The sequence below is a fragment of the Pseudomonas sp. AE27 genome, from assembly GCF_037113495.1.
GTDB classification, from domain to species: Bacteria; Pseudomonadota; Gammaproteobacteria; order Pseudomonadales; family Pseudomonadaceae; genus Aquipseudomonas; species Aquipseudomonas palmensis.
In genome coordinates this window covers 1,418,749-1,435,816 of sequence record NZ_CP146966.1, presented here as the reverse complement: position 1 = coordinate 1,435,816, position 17,068 = coordinate 1,418,749, and the positions used below count along the sequence as shown (strand labels likewise).

At 65.8% G+C, this 17,068-nt stretch carries 16 protein-coding genes; 13 read left to right on the top strand and 3 right to left on the bottom strand.

Annotated features, from left to right (window positions below):
• Positions 1-24: 24 nt before the first annotated feature.
• The 5 genes from glgX to V9K84_RS06670 all read left to right on the top strand — a co-directional run bounded on the left by glgX (position 25) and on the right by V9K84_RS06670 (position 5,295).
• Entirely contained in the window at positions 25-2,190 is a 2,166-nt protein-coding gene (gene glgX, locus V9K84_RS06690; RefSeq protein ID WP_088515391.1) for a glycogen debranching protein GlgX, read from the top strand.
• A gap of 318 nt (positions 2,191-2,508) precedes the next feature.
• Positions 2,509-3,567, top strand: a complete 1,059-nt coding sequence (locus tag V9K84_RS06685; protein WP_088515392.1) for an autotransporter outer membrane beta-barrel domain-containing protein — start codon at positions 2,509-2,511, stop codon at positions 3,565-3,567.
• A 118-nt stretch (positions 3,568-3,685) separates the two neighbouring features.
• Complete coding sequence (locus V9K84_RS06680; RefSeq protein ID WP_043862955.1) at positions 3,686-4,771, top strand: helix-turn-helix transcriptional regulator; 1,086 nt, start codon at positions 3,686-3,688, stop codon at positions 4,769-4,771.
• On the top strand, positions 4,768-5,013 hold the full coding sequence (locus V9K84_RS06675; RefSeq protein WP_058541109.1) for a hypothetical protein: 246 nt from the start codon (positions 4,768-4,770) through the stop codon (positions 5,011-5,013). The genes V9K84_RS06680 and V9K84_RS06675 overlap by 4 nt, the downstream gene beginning before the upstream one ends.
• Before the next feature lie 30 nt (positions 5,014-5,043).
• A complete protein-coding gene (locus V9K84_RS06670) occupies positions 5,044-5,295 on the top strand; it encodes a hypothetical protein (protein WP_043862957.1) in 252 nt (83 codons plus the stop codon).
• Here the strand turns inward: V9K84_RS06670 and V9K84_RS06665 are convergent.
• On the bottom strand, positions 5,292-5,642 hold the full coding sequence (locus V9K84_RS06665; RefSeq protein ID WP_043862958.1) for a hypothetical protein: 351 nt from the start codon (positions 5,640-5,642) through the stop codon (positions 5,292-5,294). The genes V9K84_RS06670 and V9K84_RS06665 overlap by 4 nt on opposite strands.
• 171 nt (positions 5,643-5,813) lie before the next feature.
• Here V9K84_RS06665 and V9K84_RS06660 point away from each other — a divergent pair, with 171 nt between their 5' ends.
• The 5 genes from V9K84_RS06660 (at position 5,814) to fdhE (ending at position 11,814) form a co-directional block, all read left to right on the top strand.
• Positions 5,814-6,092, top strand: a complete 279-nt coding sequence (locus tag V9K84_RS06660; protein ID WP_116054465.1) for a YceK/YidQ family lipoprotein — start codon at positions 5,814-5,816, stop codon at positions 6,090-6,092.
• A gap of 230 nt (positions 6,093-6,322) precedes the next feature.
• On the top strand, positions 6,323-9,373 hold the full coding sequence (gene fdnG, locus V9K84_RS06655; protein ID WP_088515393.1) for a formate dehydrogenase-N subunit alpha: 3,051 nt from the start codon (positions 6,323-6,325) through the stop codon (positions 9,371-9,373).
• Positions 9,374-9,392: 19 nt separating this feature from the next.
• Positions 9,393-10,283, top strand: a complete 891-nt coding sequence (fdxH, locus tag V9K84_RS06650; protein WP_305886535.1) for a formate dehydrogenase subunit beta — start codon at positions 9,393-9,395, stop codon at positions 10,281-10,283.
• On the top strand, positions 10,280-10,927 hold the full coding sequence (locus tag V9K84_RS06645; protein ID WP_043862960.1) for a formate dehydrogenase subunit gamma: 648 nt from the start codon (positions 10,280-10,282) through the stop codon (positions 10,925-10,927). Before fdxH ends, V9K84_RS06645 begins: the two co-directional genes overlap by 4 nt.
• Complete coding sequence (gene fdhE, locus V9K84_RS06640; protein ID WP_043862961.1) at positions 10,924-11,814, top strand: formate dehydrogenase accessory protein FdhE; 891 nt, start codon at positions 10,924-10,926, stop codon at positions 11,812-11,814. Before V9K84_RS06645 ends, fdhE begins: the two co-directional genes overlap by 4 nt.
• On the opposite strand, the gene V9K84_RS06635 is transcribed toward fdhE, so the two are convergent.
• On the bottom strand, positions 11,811-12,263 hold the full coding sequence (locus tag V9K84_RS06635) for a GNAT family N-acetyltransferase (protein WP_088515395.1): 453 nt from the start codon (positions 12,261-12,263) through the stop codon (positions 11,811-11,813). The two genes, fdhE and V9K84_RS06635, sit on opposite strands and share 4 nt — an antisense overlap.
• A 112-nt stretch (positions 12,264-12,375) precedes the next feature.
• On the opposite strand from V9K84_RS06635, the gene V9K84_RS06630 reads away from it, so the two are divergent.
• Positions 12,376-13,899 carry an FAD-dependent oxidoreductase gene (locus V9K84_RS06630; protein WP_088515396.1) on the top strand — a complete coding sequence of 508 codons (1,524 nt, stop codon included), beginning with the start codon at positions 12,376-12,378 and terminating at the stop codon, positions 13,897-13,899.
• A 5-nt stretch (positions 13,900-13,904) separates the two neighbouring features.
• Here V9K84_RS06630 and V9K84_RS06625 read toward each other — a convergent pair whose 3' ends face one another.
• Positions 13,905-15,098, bottom strand: coding sequence for a sugar transporter (locus V9K84_RS06625; RefSeq protein WP_088515397.1), 1,194 nt, complete (start codon positions 15,096-15,098; stop codon positions 13,905-13,907).
• A 369-nt stretch (positions 15,099-15,467) separates the two neighbouring features.
• On the opposite strand from V9K84_RS06625, the gene V9K84_RS06620 reads away from it, so the two are divergent.
• Together V9K84_RS06620 and V9K84_RS06615 are read left to right on the top strand one after the other, a co-directional pair.
• On the top strand, positions 15,468-16,181 hold the full coding sequence (locus V9K84_RS06620; protein ID WP_229589264.1) for a GNAT family N-acetyltransferase: 714 nt from the start codon (positions 15,468-15,470) through the stop codon (positions 16,179-16,181).
• 137 nt (positions 16,182-16,318) lie between these two features.
• Positions 16,319-17,011 (top strand): N-acetyltransferase, encoded by a 693-nt coding sequence (locus V9K84_RS06615; RefSeq protein ID WP_088515398.1) that lies wholly within the window; start codon positions 16,319-16,321, stop codon positions 17,009-17,011.
• The last annotated feature ends 57 nt before the right edge of the window (positions 17,012-17,068 follow it).

The following is a 17,068-nucleotide window of genomic DNA, read 5'->3' as shown; positions in this document are numbered from 1 at the left end:
CCAAGGATCGCTACAAGGATTGCCATGACCCAGCCCAAGTCCAAACACAACACCCAGCCCGACGCCGTTGAACCTTCGCGCATCCGCGAGGGCCTGCCCTTCCCCCTGGGCGCCACCTGGGACGGCCTGGGTGTGAACTTCGCACTGTTCTCGGCCAACGCCACCAAGGTCGAACTGTGCCTGTTCGACGCCAGCGGCGAACATGAGCTCGAGCGCATCGAACTGCCCGAGTACACCGACGAGATCTACCACGGCTACCTGCCCGACGCGCACCCGGGGCAGATCTACGGTTACCGCGTGTACGGCCCCTACGAGCCGCAGAACGGGCACCGTTTCAACCCCAACAAGCTGCTGATCGACCCGTATGCCAAGCAGCTGGTCGGCGAGCTGCGCTGGTCCGAGGCGTTGTTCGGCTACACCATCGGCCACCCCGATGGCGACCTCAGTTTCGACGAGCGCGACAGTGCGCCGTTCGTGCCCAAGTGCAAGGTCATCGACCCGGCCTACACCTGGGGCCGCGACCAGCGCGTGGGCGTGCCGTGGGACCGTACCGTGTTCTACGAAGCGCACGTGCGCGGCATCAGCATGCGTCACCCGGCGGTGCCGGAAGCGGCGCGCGGTACCTTCGCCGGGCTGATGAACGACGAGCTGCTGGGGCACATCAAGGGCCTGGGCGTCAGCTCCATCGAGCTGCTGCCGATCCACGCCTTCGTCAACGACCAGCACCTGCTGCAAAAGGGCCTGAACAACTACTGGGGCTACAACAGCATCGCCTTCTTCGCGCCCCACCCGCGCTACCTGGCCAACGGCAAGATCGCCGAGTTCAAGGAGATGGTCGCGCACCTGCACGACGCCGGCCTGGAGGTGATTCTGGACGTGGTCTACAACCACACCGCCGAAGGCAACGAGCAGGGCCCCACGCTGTCGATGCGCGGTATCGACAACGCCTCGTACTACCGCCTGATGCCCGACGACAAGCGCTACTACATCAACGACTCGGGCACCGGCAACACCCTGGACCTGAGCCACCCCTGCGTACTGCAACTGGTCACCGACTCGCTGCGCTACTGGGCAGGCGAGATGCACGTTGATGGCTTTCGCTTCGACCTGGCGACCATCCTGGGCCGCTACCACGAAGGCTTCGACGAGCGGCACAGCTTTCTGGTGGCTTGCCGCCAGGACCCGCTGCTGAGCCAGGTCAAGCTGATTGCCGAACCCTGGGACTGCGGCCCCGGTGGCTACCAGGTGGGCAACTTCGCGCCGGGCTGGGCCGAATGGAACGACCGCTTTCGCGACACCGTGCGCGCCTTCTGGAAAGGCGACGAAGGCCAGCTGGCCGACTTTGCCGCGCGCATGACCGCCTCCGGCGAGTTGTTCAACCGCCGCGGCCGGCGCCCCTATGCCTCGGTCAACTTCATCACCGCCCACGACGGCTTCACCCTGCGCGACCTGGTGTCGTACAACGACAAGCACAACGAGGACAACGACGAGAACAACCAGGACGGCAGCAACAACAACATCTCCTGGAACCACGGGGTCGAGGGGCCCACCGACGACCCCGAGATCAACAGCCTGCGCCAGCGCCAGATGCGCAACTTCTTCGCCACCCTGCTGCTGGCCCAGGGCACGCCGATGATCGTGGCCGGCGACGAGTTCAGCCGCACCCAGCACGGCAACAACAACGCCTACTGCCAGGACAGCGAGATCGGCTGGATCAACTGGGACCTGGACGAGCAAGGCAGCGCCCTGCTCAAGTTCGTCAAGCGCCTGACCAAGCTGCGCCTGGCCTACCCGATCCTGCGCCGCAGCCGCTTCCTGGTGGGCGACTACAACGAGGCGATCGGGGTCAAGGACGTGACCTGGCTGGCGCCGGACGCCAGCGAGATGAGCGTGGAACAGTGGGAAGACCCGCAAGGGCGTTGCCTGGGCATGCTCATGGACGGGCGCGCGCAGGTCAGCGGCATCCTGCGCCCGGGGGCAGACGCCACCTTGCTGCTGATCGTCAACGCGCACCACGACGGCGTGGAATTCACCCTGCCCGACGTGCCCGAGGGCGAGTACTGGAACTGCCTGATCGACACCGACCGGCCGCAGTTGCGCAAGGCCCAGCGCCTGGAATTCGGCAGCGTGTTCAACGTCACCGGACGCTCGTTGCTGCTGTTGGAACTGCAACGGGACGAGGACGCCTGACGCTTTAGCAATCATTCGAAATAGCCAGCCGCGTTGTCATTCGCAACGCGGCTATGCCCATTCAGTAACCGCTATTTTTCAACCGCTTACCCCCTCCAACACGGCCATCACAAAATAATCACACAATCTTGACGCCTGCCTGCGACTCTCCTTAGCTACACCTAGAACCACCGTGTTCAACTTCATTCCGGGCCTCTGGCACGCGGCTTTGCGCGCGCCATGGGGCAGGTTTGCTGGTTTGGGTCGCTCTCTGTTCCTGCCTTACAGCCCGTGACATCAGGCCAGACCTTTGGCTGTAACACACAGAGGAGATCGGCCATGAAAAGCGCACCCTGCCCTTCGGGGCTCGAGTATGTTTTCTACGCACTGTCGACGTCGCTGCTGCTGGCAACCCCGCTGGAAAGCCTGGCGGCGGGGCTGGAAGACGACGACCCGATGTTCAACCCGGCACACGGCCTGGCGCTGCCGTCGCTGGTCCCGGCCAGCGTGTCGGGGCTGAGCCGGGGCACGCTGGGGGCGTTTTCCGAGCGCCTGGCAGAGCGCACGGCGGTACTCGGCGACGAAGGCATTGCCAGCCAGTGGGCGCAGTTCTTTCCCACCCCGGTCAGGACCGCCCCGCAACGCCTGGATGCCCCCAACCAGAACCTGCAGATCGCCCCCGACCTGTTCGTGCGGGAAACCGCCGGCGGCAACACCCACCGCGCCGGGATCTTCATGGGCCACAGCAACCTGCAGGGCGGCCTGGACAATCGCCGGCCACAGCTGGGCGACAAGCAGAACGCCGTGCGCCTGGAAGGGCAAAGCCTGGGCATGTACTGGAGCCTGCAGCATGACCAGGGCTGGCATGTGGATGCGGTGGCCATGGGCACCCGTTTCGACGCCAGCGGGCGCGGCAGCGACGGCGAACGGCTCGATGGCAACGGGCACGCGCTGACCTTCTCGGTGGAGGGCGGCTTCCCCATCGGCCTGGGCAAGCACTGGGTGATCGAGCCCCAGGCGCAGTTGATCAACCAGCAGTACTACCCCGGCAACGACGCCCAGGCCCAGACCCTGCAGGCCTATGACAGCCAGCCGAGCTGGACCGGCCGGGTGGGGGCGAAGCTGTCGGCCCGCTACGAGGTGCGCGGCATGCCCATCGAACCCTATGTGCGCACCAACGTGTGGTACGACTTCTCGAACGCCGACACGGTGAGCCTGGACAAGGTCGACAAGATCAGCAGCGGACGCAACGCCACCACCGTGGAGGTGGGCCTGGGCCTGGTGGCACGGGTGACGCCCAAGGTGGCGCTGTTTGTCAGTGCCGATTACAGCAGCGACGTGGACGACAACGACTTGAACGGGTTGATCGGCAACCTGGGGGTGCGTGTGCGCTGGTGAGCGGCGCTGAATGCATCGCGGGTCAGGCCCGCGATGCGACGCGCATACCCCCGTCAACCTGAGGTTGACAGCTTATGTATACTGGCCGGCCATGCCCTCGCCAAGGACACCCCAGCGCATGACCGAAAACAGCTTCGCCTTTCGCCTCAAGGAACTGCTCGAACACCACAAGCTGACGCTGCAGGCGGTAGGCACGGCCCTGGGGATCTCGCGCACCGCCGTGCACAAATGGACCCGCGGCGGCGAGATCGACTACGCCAACCTGCGCAAGCTGGCCGACTTTCTCAAGGTCAACTGGATCTGGCTGCGCTACGGCGAAGAAGCCCTGCAGGACGTGCAGCAGACCCAGGTGGTGGAGCTGCCGATGACCGACCTGCGCCGGCGCTACACCGCCGAGATCATGGAGAGCGAAACCCGCATGAAGCTGGCCCAGGAAGGCGCCCGCATCGTGACCTGGGAATGGAACCTGATCAGCGACGAACTCACCTACTCGCCCAACGTCGAGGCCGTGTACGGCTGGCAGGTGATCCGCAACGAAGACTTCTGGGTGCACCTGCCCCCCGAGGACGTCGAGATGCTGCAGGCGCTGTACAGCAAGACCTTGCTCGAAGGCGAAGGCTGCGAGTGCGACTTTCGCATCTATCGCCCCGACGGCGAGATGCGCTGGATCGCCTCCCGCGCCACGGTGGTGCGCGACAGCGCCGGGCGCGCGGTGAAGATGGTCGGCATCAGCATGGACAACACCGAGCGCAAGGTCGCCGAAGAGCAACTGCGCAACAGCGAGGAACGTTTTCGCGCCATCTTCGAACTGGCCTGGGGCGCGCTGGCCTACATCGACCCGGACGGCACCTGGCAGCGGGTCAACGGCAGCTTCTGCGAGCTGCTGGGCTACAGCGCCGAAACGCTGTACGGCATGACCTTCCAGCAACTGACCCACCCCGACGACCTGGCCGCCAACCTGCAGTTGCTGCAGCGCCTGCTGGCCGGCGAGATCGAGCGCTACGAAGTGGAAAAGCGCGTGCGCCACAAGCAGGGCCACTACATCTGGGTACGTGCACGTACCGCCCTGCAGCGCCGCCAGGACGGCCAGCCGCAGCATCTGATCAGCGTGTTCGAGGACATCGGCGCCGAACGCCAGGAACGCGAACGCCTGCAGGCACGTATCGAGGCGCTTGAAGCACAGCGCGGGGCTTCGCAGGCATGAGCCGCTTCGTGGGCGTGTTTCACCTGCGAAGCCGGCATGCCGTGGACAGGGGCTTCAAGGTGCACGCGCTACACAGCGACAATCATGCCGATGCGCACCTTGAAGCGGGCGACATACGCAATGAACAGGGCTACCAGGACGATCAGACCTGCGACTTCACCGTGATCGAGATTGCCAGCACTGCCCTGGCGCCCCGGCGCCTGAGCTGGCTGGAGCGCATCACGGGCAAGCTGCATGCATGACCCCATCCCTGATCTGACTGCGGGGCGCACATGAGCCGCTTTGTCGCTGTGTTTCACCACTGGCATATCACCAAACGCAACCTTGGCTTCGAGGTGCACAGCCTGGCAGGTCGCGATCAGGCACAGGCGCACCGCGAAGCCTGCGCACGGTTGGCCGATCAGGAAGTGAGCGATATCGTGCGCTGCGCCTTCACCCTGGTTGAGATCGGCGCGCATGAACACGTTGCGCGCCCGCTGAGCTGGCGCGAGCGCATCACCGGGCGTTTCGAGGGGCGTGGCTAGAGGCAGGTGGCCAACGCCGCCATGCGCCGCTGGGCCAATGCATCGTCCTTGAGGGTGTAGAACTTGACCACCGTGCCGCCGGCTTCGGCGCGCACATCGGCGAAGTATTCGGCATCGCGTGTCGACACCGTGGCCCCACCGTTGGGGCCGGCGTCGAGGTAGCCGCTGGCATCCACGCCGAAGACGGCTTCGTCCTGCCAACCGAACTGGATGCACTCGGCCACCAGCGGCTCGGCCTTGGCCGAGGTGAAGGTCTTGTGCGGTGCGCCCAGGCGAGCCTGGTTCATCGTCGACGAGGCGCATCCGGCCAGCACCAGTGCCGTACCCAATAGCATTGCTGCGCGCATGGTTGTCTCTCCCGTTGGTTGTGTGTCGGCAGCACCGGGCTCTTCGCTGGCCCTGCAGATGCTGGCCTTGCCAGCGAAGAGCCCTGGCCTGCTGATTGAAAAAGGAGCGACTGTAGCATTGCCCCGGCCCCCGGTGAGAGAATGCCGCGCAGAAAAACGGACCCTCCCCCTGTGCCAAGGAACAGCACCATCCGAATCCTCTCGCTCGCCCTCATCGTCTCCACCCTCGCCCTCACCAGCTGCGGCACCATGATGCGCGGTGGGTACTGCGCCGAATGTGCATCCCCAGGCATGTACCGGGGCGTGCGCAACAACTTCTCGTTCCTGTTCAGCGCCACCTCGGCGCAGTTCTGCTGGCCGCTGATCGTGTGCCCGCTGGCGTTTATCGTCACCGCGCCCGTGGATATCGTGATCGATACCGCGATGATCCCCGCCGACCTCTCGCGCTGAGTGCCAAACAATCGAATCCCTCTATAGGTTCATCGACAAGGTCGATTAGTCACAAATTAAGTAAGGGCATAAACTGCCCCCGATTGCGCGCAATACACCCACGATAGAAAGGGTCTTGGCGCGCACCCTCTGTGACTAGCCTGCATACCACTTACCGATCCTGACGCTGATCTCGGCGGGCCTGCGCGTGCGCGGCCGATTCTGGAGCTCGTTTGTACAAGGAGATAACCATGGGACTGGGCAGAAGACAGTTCTTCAAGCTGTGCACCGTCGGCGCTGCCACCGCCACTGCGGCCAGCCTGGGCTTCGCCCCGGGCATGGCCCAGGCCACCCAATCACGCCAGTACAAGCTGCTGCGCGCCAAGGAAACCCGCAACAACTGCACCTACTGCTCGGTGGGTTGCGGCGTGCTGATGTACAGCCTTGGCGACGGCGCCAAGAACGCCAAGGCGCGTATCTTCCACATCGAAGGCGACCCCGATCACCCGGTCAGCCGCGGCTCGCTGTGCCCCAAGGGCGCGGGCCTGGTGGACTACATCCACAGCGAACAACGCCTGCTCTACCCCGAATACCGCGCCCCTGGCTCGGACAAATGGCAGCGCATCAGCTGGGATCACGCCATCGAGCGCATCGCACGCCTGATGAAGGACGACCGTGACGCCAACTTCATCGAGAAGAACGACAAGGGCACCACGGTCAACCGCTGGCTGAGCACCGGCATGCTGTGCAGCTCGGCCGCCAGCAGCGAAACCGGCTCGCTGGACCAGCGCTTCACCCGCGCCCTGGGCATCCTGGGCACCGACAGCCAGGCCCGTGTGTGCCACGCCCCTACCGTCTCGGCCCTGGCGCCGACCTTCGGGCGCGGCGCCATGACCAACAACTGGGTCGACATCAAGAACGCCAACGTGGTGCTGATCATGGGCGGCAACCCCGCCGAGGCGCACCCGGTGGGCTTCAAGTGGGTGATCGAGGCCAAGATCCGCAATGGCGCCAAGGTCATCGTGGTGGACCCGCGCTTCAACCGCAGCGCCGCCGTGGCCGACATCTACTCGCCGATCCGCGCCGGCTCCGACGTGACCTTCCTGATGGGCGTGGTCAACTACCTGATCACCCACGACAAGATCCAGCACGACTACGTGCGCGCCTACACCAACGCCAGCCTGATCGTGCGCGAGGACTACAGCTTCGACGACGGCCTGTTCAGCGGCTACGACCCGGCCAAGCGCAGCTACGACCGCAGCTCCTGGACCTACGAGCTGGACGCCGACGGCTTCGCCAGGCGCGACATGACCCTGAGCCACCCGCGCTGCGTGTGGAACCTGCTCAAGGCCCACGTCAGCCGCTACACCCCGGACATGGTCACCAACATCTGCGGCACGCCCAAGGCCGACTTCCTGCAGATCTGCGAGATCCTCGGCACCACCAGTGCCCCGGACAAGACCGCCACCTTCCTCTACGCCCTGGGCTGGACCCACCACACCAACGGCGCGCAGATGATCCGAGGCTCGGGCATGATCCAGCTGCTGCTGGGCAACATCGGCATGGCCGGTGGCGGGGTCAACGCCCTGCGCGGCCACTCCAACATCCAGGGCTACACCGACCTGGGCCTGCTCTCGCTGCGCCTGCCCGGCTACATGAACCTGCCATCGGATGCGCAGACCGACCTGGCCACCTACCTCAAGCAGACCACGCCCAGCGCGGTGCTGCCCGACCAGGTCAACTACTACAAGCACACCCCCAAGTTCTTCGTCAGCCTGATGAAGAGCCTGTGGGGCGACAAGGCCACCAAGGACAACGACTGGGGCTTCGACTGGCTGCCCAAGTGGGACGACAGCTACGACGTGCTCAACTACAGCAACCGCATGTACGAGGGCAAGGTCAACGGCTACATCGCCCAGGGCTTCAACCCGGTGGCGGCGTTCCCGGACAAGAACAAGGCCCAGGCCGCGCTGGAGAAACTCAAGTTCCTGGTGATCATCGACCCGCTGGCCACCGAGACCTCGAGCTTCTGGCAGAACCACGGCGAGGAGCACGACGTGGACACCGCGGCGATCCAGACCGAAGTGTTCCGCCTGCCCTCCTCGTGCTTTGCCGAGGAAGACGGCTCGATCGTCAACTCCGGGCGCTGGCTGCAATGGCACTGGGCCGGCGCTGCGCCGCCCGGCGAGGCCTGGCACGACGGCAAGATCCTCGGCCACCTGTTCCTGAAGATCCGCGAGCTGTACGAGAAGGAAGGCGGTGCCAACCCCGCGCCGATCCTCAACATAGCCTGGGACTACGCCGACCCGTTCGACCCCAAGCCCGAGGAAGTGGCCAAGGAATCCAACGGCCGCGCCCTGGCCGACCTGCACGACGAACAGGGCAACCTGATTCTGCGCAAGGGCCAGTTGCTCGACGACTTCTCGCAGCTGCGCGACGACGGCACCACTGCCAGCTTCAACTGGATCTTCGCCGGCTCCTGGACCGAAAAGGGCAACCAGATGGCACGGCGCGACAACGCCGACAGCGGCCTGGGTTGCACCCCGGGCTGGGCCTGGGCGTGGCCGCAGAACCGGCGCATTCTCTACAACCGCGCCTCGGCCGACCCCCAGGGCAAGCCGTGGGACCCCAAGCGCAAGCTGATTGGCTGGGACGGGGCGCGCTGGAGCGGCGTGGACGTGCCGGACTTCGCCGTCACCGCTGCACCGGGCAGCAACACCAACCCGTTCATCATGCTGCCTGAAGGCCTGGGCCGGCTGTTCTCGGTGGGCGCGATGAACGACGGGCCGTTCCCCGAACACTACGAGCCCACCGAAAGCCCGCTGGCGAACAACCCGCTGCACCCGAACGTGACCTACAGCCCCACCGCGCGGGTGTACGAAAGCGATCGCAAGCGCATGGGCAGCCGCGAGCAGTTCCCGTATGTGGCCACCACCTACTCGATCACCGAGCTGTTCCGCCACTGGACCAAGCATGCGCGGCTCAACGCCATCGTGCAGCCCGAGCAGTTCATCGAGATCGGCGAGAAGCTGGCCGCCGACAAGGGCATCGTGCAGGGCGACCTGGTGCGCGTCAGCACCCAGCGTGGCTACATCAAGGCCAAGGCCGTGGTGACCAAGCGCATCCGCCGCCTGGCCATCGACGGGCAGGACGTCGACACCATCGGCATCCCCTGCCACTGGGGCTATGAAGGCACCACGCGCAAGGGCTTTCTGGCCAATACCCTGACCCCGGGGGTGGGCGATTCCAATACCCACACGCCGGAATACAAGGCGTTTCTCGTGAACATCGAAAAGGCCTGAGGGAGCGAACTTCATGTCCATGCAATCCCAAGACATCATCAAGCGCTCGGCCACCAACGTGCTGACCCCGGCGCCGCGCGCGCGCGACCACCAGGCCGAAGTGGCCAAGCTGATCGACGTGAGCATCTGCATCGGCTGCAAGGCCTGCCAGGTGGCCTGCAACGAGTGGAACGACCTGCGCGACGAGGTCGGCCACAACGTCGGCGTGTACGACAACCCGGCCGACCTGTCGGCCGAAACCTGGACGCTGATGCGCTTCGATGAAGTCGAAGATGAAAGCGGCAAGCTCGAATGGCTGATCCGCAAGGACGGCTGCATGCACTGCGCCGAACCGGGCTGCCTGAAGGCCTGCCCGCAACCGGGGGCGATCATCCAGTACGCCAACGGCATCGTCGACTTCCAGTCCGACCACTGCATCGGCTGCGGCTACTGCATCGCCGGCTGCCCGTTCGATGTGCCGCGCATCAGCAAGAAGGACAACAAGGCCTACAAGTGCACCCTGTGCGTGGACCGCGTGTCGGTGGGCCAGGAGCCGGCCTGCGTCAAGACCTGCCCCACCGGTGCGATCAACTTCGGCAGCAAGCAGGACATGCTGCACCAGGCCAGCGAGCGCGTGACCGAGCTGCAGGGCCGCGGCTTTGCCGGCGCCGGCATCTACGACCCGCAGGGCGTGGGCGGCACCCACGTGGTGTACGTGCTGCAGCACGCCGACAAGCCGCACCTGTACCACAAGCTGCCCACCGACCCGCGCATCAGCAGCGCCATCCATGGCTGGAAGGGCTGGCTCAAGCCGGTGGCGGCCGTGGCCTTCTTCGCCACCCTGGCCGGCACCCTGTTCCACTACGTGGGCGTGGGGCCGAACGAGGTCGAGGAAGCCGACGAGAAACACGAGGAGGACACCCACGCATGAACAAGGACAAACTGATCCTGCGCACCCGCTTCATCGAGCGTGCCAGCCACTGGGTAATGGTGCTGTGCTTCCTTGCCGTGGCCCTGTCGGGGCTGTCGTGGTTCTTCCCGTCGCTCAACGGGCTCAACGCGGTGTTCGGCACCCCGCAGCTGGCGCGCATCCTGCACCCGTTCTTCGGGGTGGTGGTGTTCCTGCTGCTGGCGTTCCTGTTCGTGCGCTTCGTCAAGTACAACCTGCCCGAGCGTGAAGACCTCGCGTGGTTCAGGAACGTGCGCCAGGTGCTGGCCGGCGAGCACGAGCCGGCGCTGCAGATCGGCAAGTACAACGCCGGGCAGAAGATCCTGTTCTGGGGAATCATGGGCCTGATCAGCGTGCTGCTGGTCAGTGGCGTGGTGATCTGGCGGCCGTACTTCGCGCCGTGGTTCAGCATCCCGTCGATTCGCATCGGCCTGCTGGTACACGCCATTGCCGGCATCTGCCTGATCCTGCTGATCATCGGCCATGCGTACCTGGCGTTCTGGGTCAAGGGTTCGATTCGCGGCATGGTCACCGGGTATGTGAGCCGCAGCTGGGCCAAGACCCACCATGACCGCTGGTACCGGCAGATCAGCAACAAGCAGAGCGGGAGTGGCAAGCAGCAATGAACAGCATCCAGATGACCCCTGCCGAGCAGCGTAGCGCCGGCGTTGGCGAAATACCTGCCGTGCTGCTGCCGACCCTGGGCGAGCGCTACCGCCAGCGCGCCACCCGCCTGCGTCAGCTGGCCGAGGGGCACCCGATGGCCGACTACCTGCGGTTCGTGGCACAGGTGGCCGATGCCCAGCAGCAACTGCTCGAACGCCTGCCGCTGCCGGCAACGCTGGTGAGCAGCCTGGCCGGGCGGGTAGCCGCCGGCAAGGCGCCGCTGGCCTGGGCCAGCCTGCCGCGCGATGCCTACTGGCAGCAACTGTTGCGCGGGCTTGGCGAGCACATCGAACACGCCACCCTGCAGGGCCTGTGCGCGCAGGGCGAGGCCGCCCTGGACGTGGCGGCCGATGCGTTGCTGGCAGGCCGCTTCAGCGAGATCGACAGCGGTCAGGCGCTGTTTCTGTGGGCGGCCCTGTCGCTGTACTTCACCCAGCTGGCGGCGCACCTGCCCGCCATCGGCAATGCCGGCGTGGGCGAGCAGCGCCAGCATTGCCCGGTGTGCACCGGGGCGCCGGTGGCCAGCGTGATCATGACCGGTGCCCAGGCCGGGCTGCGCTACCTGCACTGCGGGTTGTGCGAGAGCCGCTGGCACATGGTGCGGCTCAAGTGCAGCAACTGCGAAGAGACCGGCAGCCTGGACTACTGGTCGCTGGATACCCATGAAACCGCGATCAAGGCCGAGAGCTGCGACGACTGCCACAGCTACCTGAAGGTGTTCTACCCCGAGCACGAGCGCGACCTTGAGCTGGTGGCCGATGACCTGGCCTCGATCGCGCTGGATGCCGAGGTGGAGCGCCAGGGGTTCGATCGCAGCGGTGTGAACCCGTTTCTGTTCCCGGGCTAGAGCGGGTACTGCATCAGCCAGTGTGATTTGCCCCAGGCCTGGAACTGCTCGAGGTACTGCCACCCCCGCTTGTGGTAGTACTCGGCGCGGTCGTGGGTGTGCAGGTAGAGGTGCGTGTGCCCCAGGGCCCTGGCCTTGGTGCAGATGCCCTCGATCAGCGTTTCGGCCAGGCCTTGGCCGCGGGCTTGCGGGCTGACGAACACGCAGGCCAGCCAGGGGCTCAGGTCGGGCCGCAGGGGGAGGTCGTCGCGGGCCAGTGAAGCGCTGCCCAGCAGGTTGCCGTCATCCAGCGCCAGCAGGCTGTACAGGCTGCCGTCAGTCTGGCCATGGGCGAATTCCTGTTGCCATTGGGCCAGCGGTACATCGGCGTATTCGTAGGCGAACTGCTCGTGCAGCCAGCGGGCCAGGGTATCGCTGTGGTGTGGGTGGTTGCTGAGCCAGTCGATCATGGGTGTGCTCTGGGCGTTGGGGGGATGCAAAGGTACACCGAATTGGATGAGGGGTGTGGCCACCTGCATCTACACTTGTCAGTGCCACCGCACCTTCCCGGAGGACCGCGCCATGCCCCACTCTGACGTCCTGATCATCGGCGCCGGGCCCACCGGCCTGGTCCTGGCCCTGTGGCTGAGCAAGCTGGGCATCTCGGTACGCATCCTCGACAGGACCAGCGCCGCCGGCACCACCTCCCGCGCGCTCGCCGTGCAAGCCCGCACCCTGGAGCTGTACCGCCAGCTGGACCTGGCCGACGCGGTCGTTGGCGCCGGCCACCAGGTGCCCGCCGCCAACCTCTGGGTCAAGGGCGAGCCCGCCGCACGGCTGCCTTTGGACAGCATCGGCGCCAACCTCACGCCCTACCCCTTTCTCGAAATCTACCCGCAGGACCAGCACGAGAACCTGCTGATCGAGCGCCTGCGCGGCCTTGGCGTGGAGGTCGAACGCAGCACCGAACTGCTCGGTTTCACCCAGCACGACACCACCGTCAGCGCACGCCTGCGCCTGCCCGACGGCAGCGAGCAAGACTGCGAGACGCATTACCTGGCCGGCTGCGACGGCGCCCATTCGGCCGTGCGCAACGGCCTGCATGTCGACTTCCCCGGCGGCACCTACCAGCAGCTGTTCTATGTGGCCGACGTGGATGCCAGCGGCCCGCCCATGAACGGCGAGCTGCACGTGGACCTGGACGAGGCGGACTTTCTGGCGGTGTTCCCGCTGGCCGGCACAGGCCGCGCGCGGTTGATCGGCACGGTGCGCGACGCACGCGCCGAACACCCCGAGCAACTGCGTTTCGAGGATGTCAGCCAACGTGCCATCGAGCACCTGCAACTGCAGGTGCTCAAGGTCAACTGGTTTTCCACCTACCGCGTACACCATCGCGTGGCCGGGCATTTCCGCCAGCAGCGCGCCTTCCTGCTCGGCGACGCCGCGCACGTGCACAGCCCGGCCGGCGGCCAGGGCATGAACACCGGCATCGGCGATGCAATCAACCTGGCCTGGAAGCTGTGCAGCGTACTCAAGGGCAAGGCCCACGACGACCTGCTCGACAGCTACCCGGTCGAGCGCATGGCCTTCGCCCGGCGCCTGGTGGCCACCACCGACCAGGTGTTCACCTTCGCTACCGCCGATGGCAGCATCGCCAACCTGTTGCGTACCCGCCTGGCACCGGTGCTGATACCGCGCATGGCGGCATTCGCCAAGGCGCGCAGCCTGCTGTTTCGCACGGTCTCGCAGCTGGGCCTGAACTACCGCCTGATGCCGCTGAGCTTCGGCAGCGCCGGCCATGTGCAGGGCGGCGACCGCCTGCCCTGGGTGGTGACGCAGGAACACGACAATTTCAGCGCGCTGTCGCACCTGGGCTGGCAGGTGCACGTGTACGGCCTGGCCAGCAAGGAACTGAGCGCCTGGTGCGCCGCACGCCAGCTGCCACTGCAGGTTTACCCCTGGTCGGCCGCCTGCACTGCCGCCGGCCTGGCACGCAACGCGCTGTACCTGCTGCGCCCCGACAGCTACGTGGCGCTGGCCGAACCCTCGGCCTCCACCGGCGCCGTGGAGCGCTACTTCAGCGAGCGGGGCCTGCGCCCCTGGTGAGGTGCTTACGCCGGTTTGTCGGCGCCGAGCACCCCGGCATAACGGTAGGTGGTCACGCAACACAGCACCAGGCCGCTGACCGCGACCGCGCCGCCCACCAGGCCGATGTCGCCAAGGCCCATGTGGGTACTGACCAGGCTGCCCAGCAATGCCCCGCCACCGATGCCCACGTTGTACAGCCCCGAGAACATGGCCATGGCCACGTCGGTGGCATCGGAAGCCAGCACCAGTACCTTCGATTGCAGGACCAGGCTGAAACACATGATCGCCATGCCCCATACCATGCTCAGCGCGCAGAGCAGGGTCGGGTTGACTGCCAGCGGGGCCAGCAGCAACAGGCTCAGGGCGATGGCGCCGATGGCGCCAATCGCGAACCCCCGCGGGAAACGTTCGCTGTAGCGACTGAACAGGATCGAGCCGAAGATGCCCGCCCCGCCATACAGCAACAGCAGGATGGTGGTCATCTCGCCGCTCATCGCCGCGACCTGCTGGCTGAACGGCTCGATGTAGCTGTAGGCGGTGAACTGCGCGGTGATGCCCAGCACCACCAACGCATACACCGAGAGCAGCGCCGGCCGCTTGAGCAGCATCGGCAGGCTGCGCAGCGAACCGGAGTTCTGGCTGGGCAGGCGCGGCAGCGAGCGCATCAGCCAAAGCAACGTCAGTACCGAGACCCCGGCGATGCCCATGAAGGTGGTGCGCCAGCCCAGCGCCTCGCCCACCACTCGCCCCAGCGGAATGCCCAGCACCATGGCCAGGGTGGTGCCGGTGGCCAGCACCCCGAGGGCCTTGGCCTGCTTGCCCGGCGGCGCCACCCGCACCGCCAGCGACGCGGTGATGGCCCAGAACACCGCGTGGGCCAGTGCGATACCGATGCGGCTGAACAGCAGCATGCCGAAGCTGGTGGCCATGCTCGACAGCACATGGCTGGCAATGAACAGCACGAACAGGAACGCCAGCAGCTTGCGCCGCTCGATGTTGCGGGTCATCAGCATCATCGGCAGCGAGGCCAGCGACACCACCCAGGCATAGATGGTCAGCATCAGCCCGACCTGGGCGGTGGGCATGTCGAAGCTGCGGCCGATGTCGCTGAGCAGGGCCACCGGCACGAACTCGGTGGTGTTGAAGATGAATGCAGCCAGGGCCAGCGCGAAAACGCTGAGCCAGCTGCCATTACGGGTATCTGCGGGGTTGTTCATCGGACGGGGCAAGGCTCCGGGGCGGGCGCGTCAGACGCGACCCTGGGTTCAATGAAACCTGCGCGGCAAAAGGCGCGCAGGCAAAAGCCACCCCTGGGCCGGCGGCCTGGGTGTTGCGCTGCAGAAGGTTGTTATAGGTAGGTGCGGGTCGCAGGCCCGATGGTACGTCATGCATCGGGGGGGCGACAATAACGCTCGCCGCGCCGCGCCGGCCCCACCGATGAAACTTGCCACGGACATGCAGTGTCTTTGTCATGAGCCCGTAGTAGTGCAAAGCCTGACAAGGGCTGCAGCATTGTCCGATGGTCAGGGTTTACCGACACACGCCTAATCGGGGTCCCTTGAGTACCGGATCTGCCAGGAGGCCGTATGCGCCTAGTTTCGCAACTGCTCCAACGTCTAAGACAAAAAGGCCTGCGTCGCGCCTTGCGCCCGCTGTGGCAACGCCACGTGTTCCAGCACTGGCAACTGGTGTGGCTGGACCGCGACCCGTTGGCCAGGGTGCCTCGACAACGCACCCGCCCCTGCCCCCCCGTGCGGCTCGTCCAGATCACCCCGAGCAATACCGACGCGTTCGCGCGCCATTTCCCCGGCCAGTTGCAGGCCATGAACGACCTTGCACGCGAAGGCCACACCGGCCACATGTACCTGGACGAAGCCGGTGACGCGGTGGCGATGGTGTGGGCCAGCACCCGTGACTATCACGACCGGCACTACTACGGCTGCACCTTCCCGGTACAGCCCGGCGAATACTTCCAGTTCGCCGGCGAAGTCGAGCGCGCCTACTTCGGCACCGGCCTGTCCACGCGGGTACAGACCGAGCTGTGGGAGGCCATGCTCGCCAAAGGCTGCACGCGCATCGTGGTGGTGGTGGCGCTGGACAACGCACAGGCAGTCAAGATGCACCTGCACCTGGACTACCACGAACAGGGTCGCATCACCCACGCGTACAGGTTCTTCGGGCGCTGGTACTTCTCCCGCGTGACCCACTACAGCGGCTCACGCCTGGCCCACCTGGCCCCGCGAGCCAGACGCAAGGCCGACAGCGAGCCGGCGCCGCAGCTGCACGACACCGACGCCTGAGCGCCTACGCCCCGGGTTGCAAGGTCATGCAGCGCGCATGACCTTCAGCTTACCGGGGCTGTAGAGAAGGCCGAGGGCATGCAACTGCCGGTGGACGCCTAATCGGAGCTCCTGGAATAAAACCTGTCGGAGTTCTCATGCAATTGATCGAAATCGCCCACCAGCGCATCAGACAAAAAGGCTTGCTGCGTGCGCTTCGCCCGCTGTGGCGCCGCTACATCTTCTCGCACTGGCAACTGGTGTGGTTGCAGCGCAGCCCCCTTGCGCCCGTCGCCGCGCAACGCAGGCGTACCTGCCCGCCAGTGCACCTGGTAGCGATAACACCCCACAATACCGAGGCCTTCAGCCGTTACTTCCCTGGCCAGGTGCAGGCCATGACCGACCTCGCCGAACAGGGCCACACCGGCCACATGTACGTGGACAGCCACGGCAACGCGGTGGCGATGGTGTGGGCCAGCACCCGCGATTACCACGACCGCCATTACTACGGCTGCACCTTCCCGGTGCAGCCGGGCGAATACTTCCAGTTTGCCGGGGAAGTCGACCGCGCCTACTTCGGTACAGGCCTGTCGACCCGGGCCCAGCTCGACCTGTGGTCCACCATGCTGGCCAAGGGGTGTACGCGCATCGTCAATGTGGTGGCGCTGGACAACGTGCAGGCGGTGAAGATGCACCTGCAGCTGGATTATCAGGAACAGGGTCGCATCACCCACGCCTACAGAGTGTTCGGTTGCTGGCGGTTCTCGCGCACCACCCACTACAGCGGCAAGCGCCTCGCTCACCTGGCGCCGCGGGCCCGGCCACGGGCCCCTGACACCTTCATCGCCTGAGCAGAACCGCGCCTTGATTCAGGCGCCATAAAATCGTCAAAAAAGCGTCAGACCTTT

Excerpts from the sequence above, each read along its gene's own strand:
- glgX (WP_088515391.1), top strand. The coding sequence starts at position 25 with ATGACCCAGCCCAAGTCCAAACACAACACCCAGCCCGACGCCGTTGAA.
- V9K84_RS06685 (WP_088515392.1), top strand. The coding sequence starts at position 2,509 with ATGAAAAGCGCACCCTGCCCTTCGGGGCTCGAGTATGTTTTCTACGCA.
- V9K84_RS06680 (WP_043862955.1), top strand. The coding sequence starts at position 3,686 with ATGACCGAAAACAGCTTCGCCTTTCGCCTCAAGGAACTGCTCGAACAC.
- V9K84_RS06675 (WP_058541109.1), top strand. The coding sequence starts at position 4,768 with ATGAGCCGCTTCGTGGGCGTGTTTCACCTGCGAAGCCGGCATGCCGTG.
- V9K84_RS06670 (WP_043862957.1), top strand. The coding sequence starts at position 5,044 with ATGAGCCGCTTTGTCGCTGTGTTTCACCACTGGCATATCACCAAACGC.
- V9K84_RS06665 (WP_043862958.1), bottom strand. The coding sequence starts at position 5,642 with ATGCGCGCAGCAATGCTATTGGGTACGGCACTGGTGCTGGCCGGATGC.
- fdnG (WP_088515393.1), top strand. The coding sequence starts at position 6,323 with ATGGGACTGGGCAGAAGACAGTTCTTCAAGCTGTGCACCGTCGGCGCT.
- fdxH (WP_305886535.1), top strand. The coding sequence starts at position 9,393 with ATGCAATCCCAAGACATCATCAAGCGCTCGGCCACCAACGTGCTGACC.
- V9K84_RS06645 (WP_043862960.1), top strand. The coding sequence starts at position 10,280 with ATGAACAAGGACAAACTGATCCTGCGCACCCGCTTCATCGAGCGTGCC.
- fdhE (WP_043862961.1), top strand. The coding sequence starts at position 10,924 with ATGAACAGCATCCAGATGACCCCTGCCGAGCAGCGTAGCGCCGGCGTT.
- V9K84_RS06635 (WP_088515395.1), bottom strand. The coding sequence starts at position 12,263 with ATGATCGACTGGCTCAGCAACCACCCACACCACAGCGATACCCTGGCC.
- V9K84_RS06630 (WP_088515396.1), top strand. The coding sequence starts at position 12,376 with ATGCCCCACTCTGACGTCCTGATCATCGGCGCCGGGCCCACCGGCCTG.
- V9K84_RS06625 (WP_088515397.1), bottom strand. The coding sequence starts at position 15,098 with ATGAACAACCCCGCAGATACCCGTAATGGCAGCTGGCTCAGCGTTTTC.
- V9K84_RS06620 (WP_229589264.1), top strand. The coding sequence starts at position 15,468 with ATGCGCCTAGTTTCGCAACTGCTCCAACGTCTAAGACAAAAAGGCCTG.
- V9K84_RS06615 (WP_088515398.1), top strand. The coding sequence starts at position 16,319 with ATGCAATTGATCGAAATCGCCCACCAGCGCATCAGACAAAAAGGCTTG.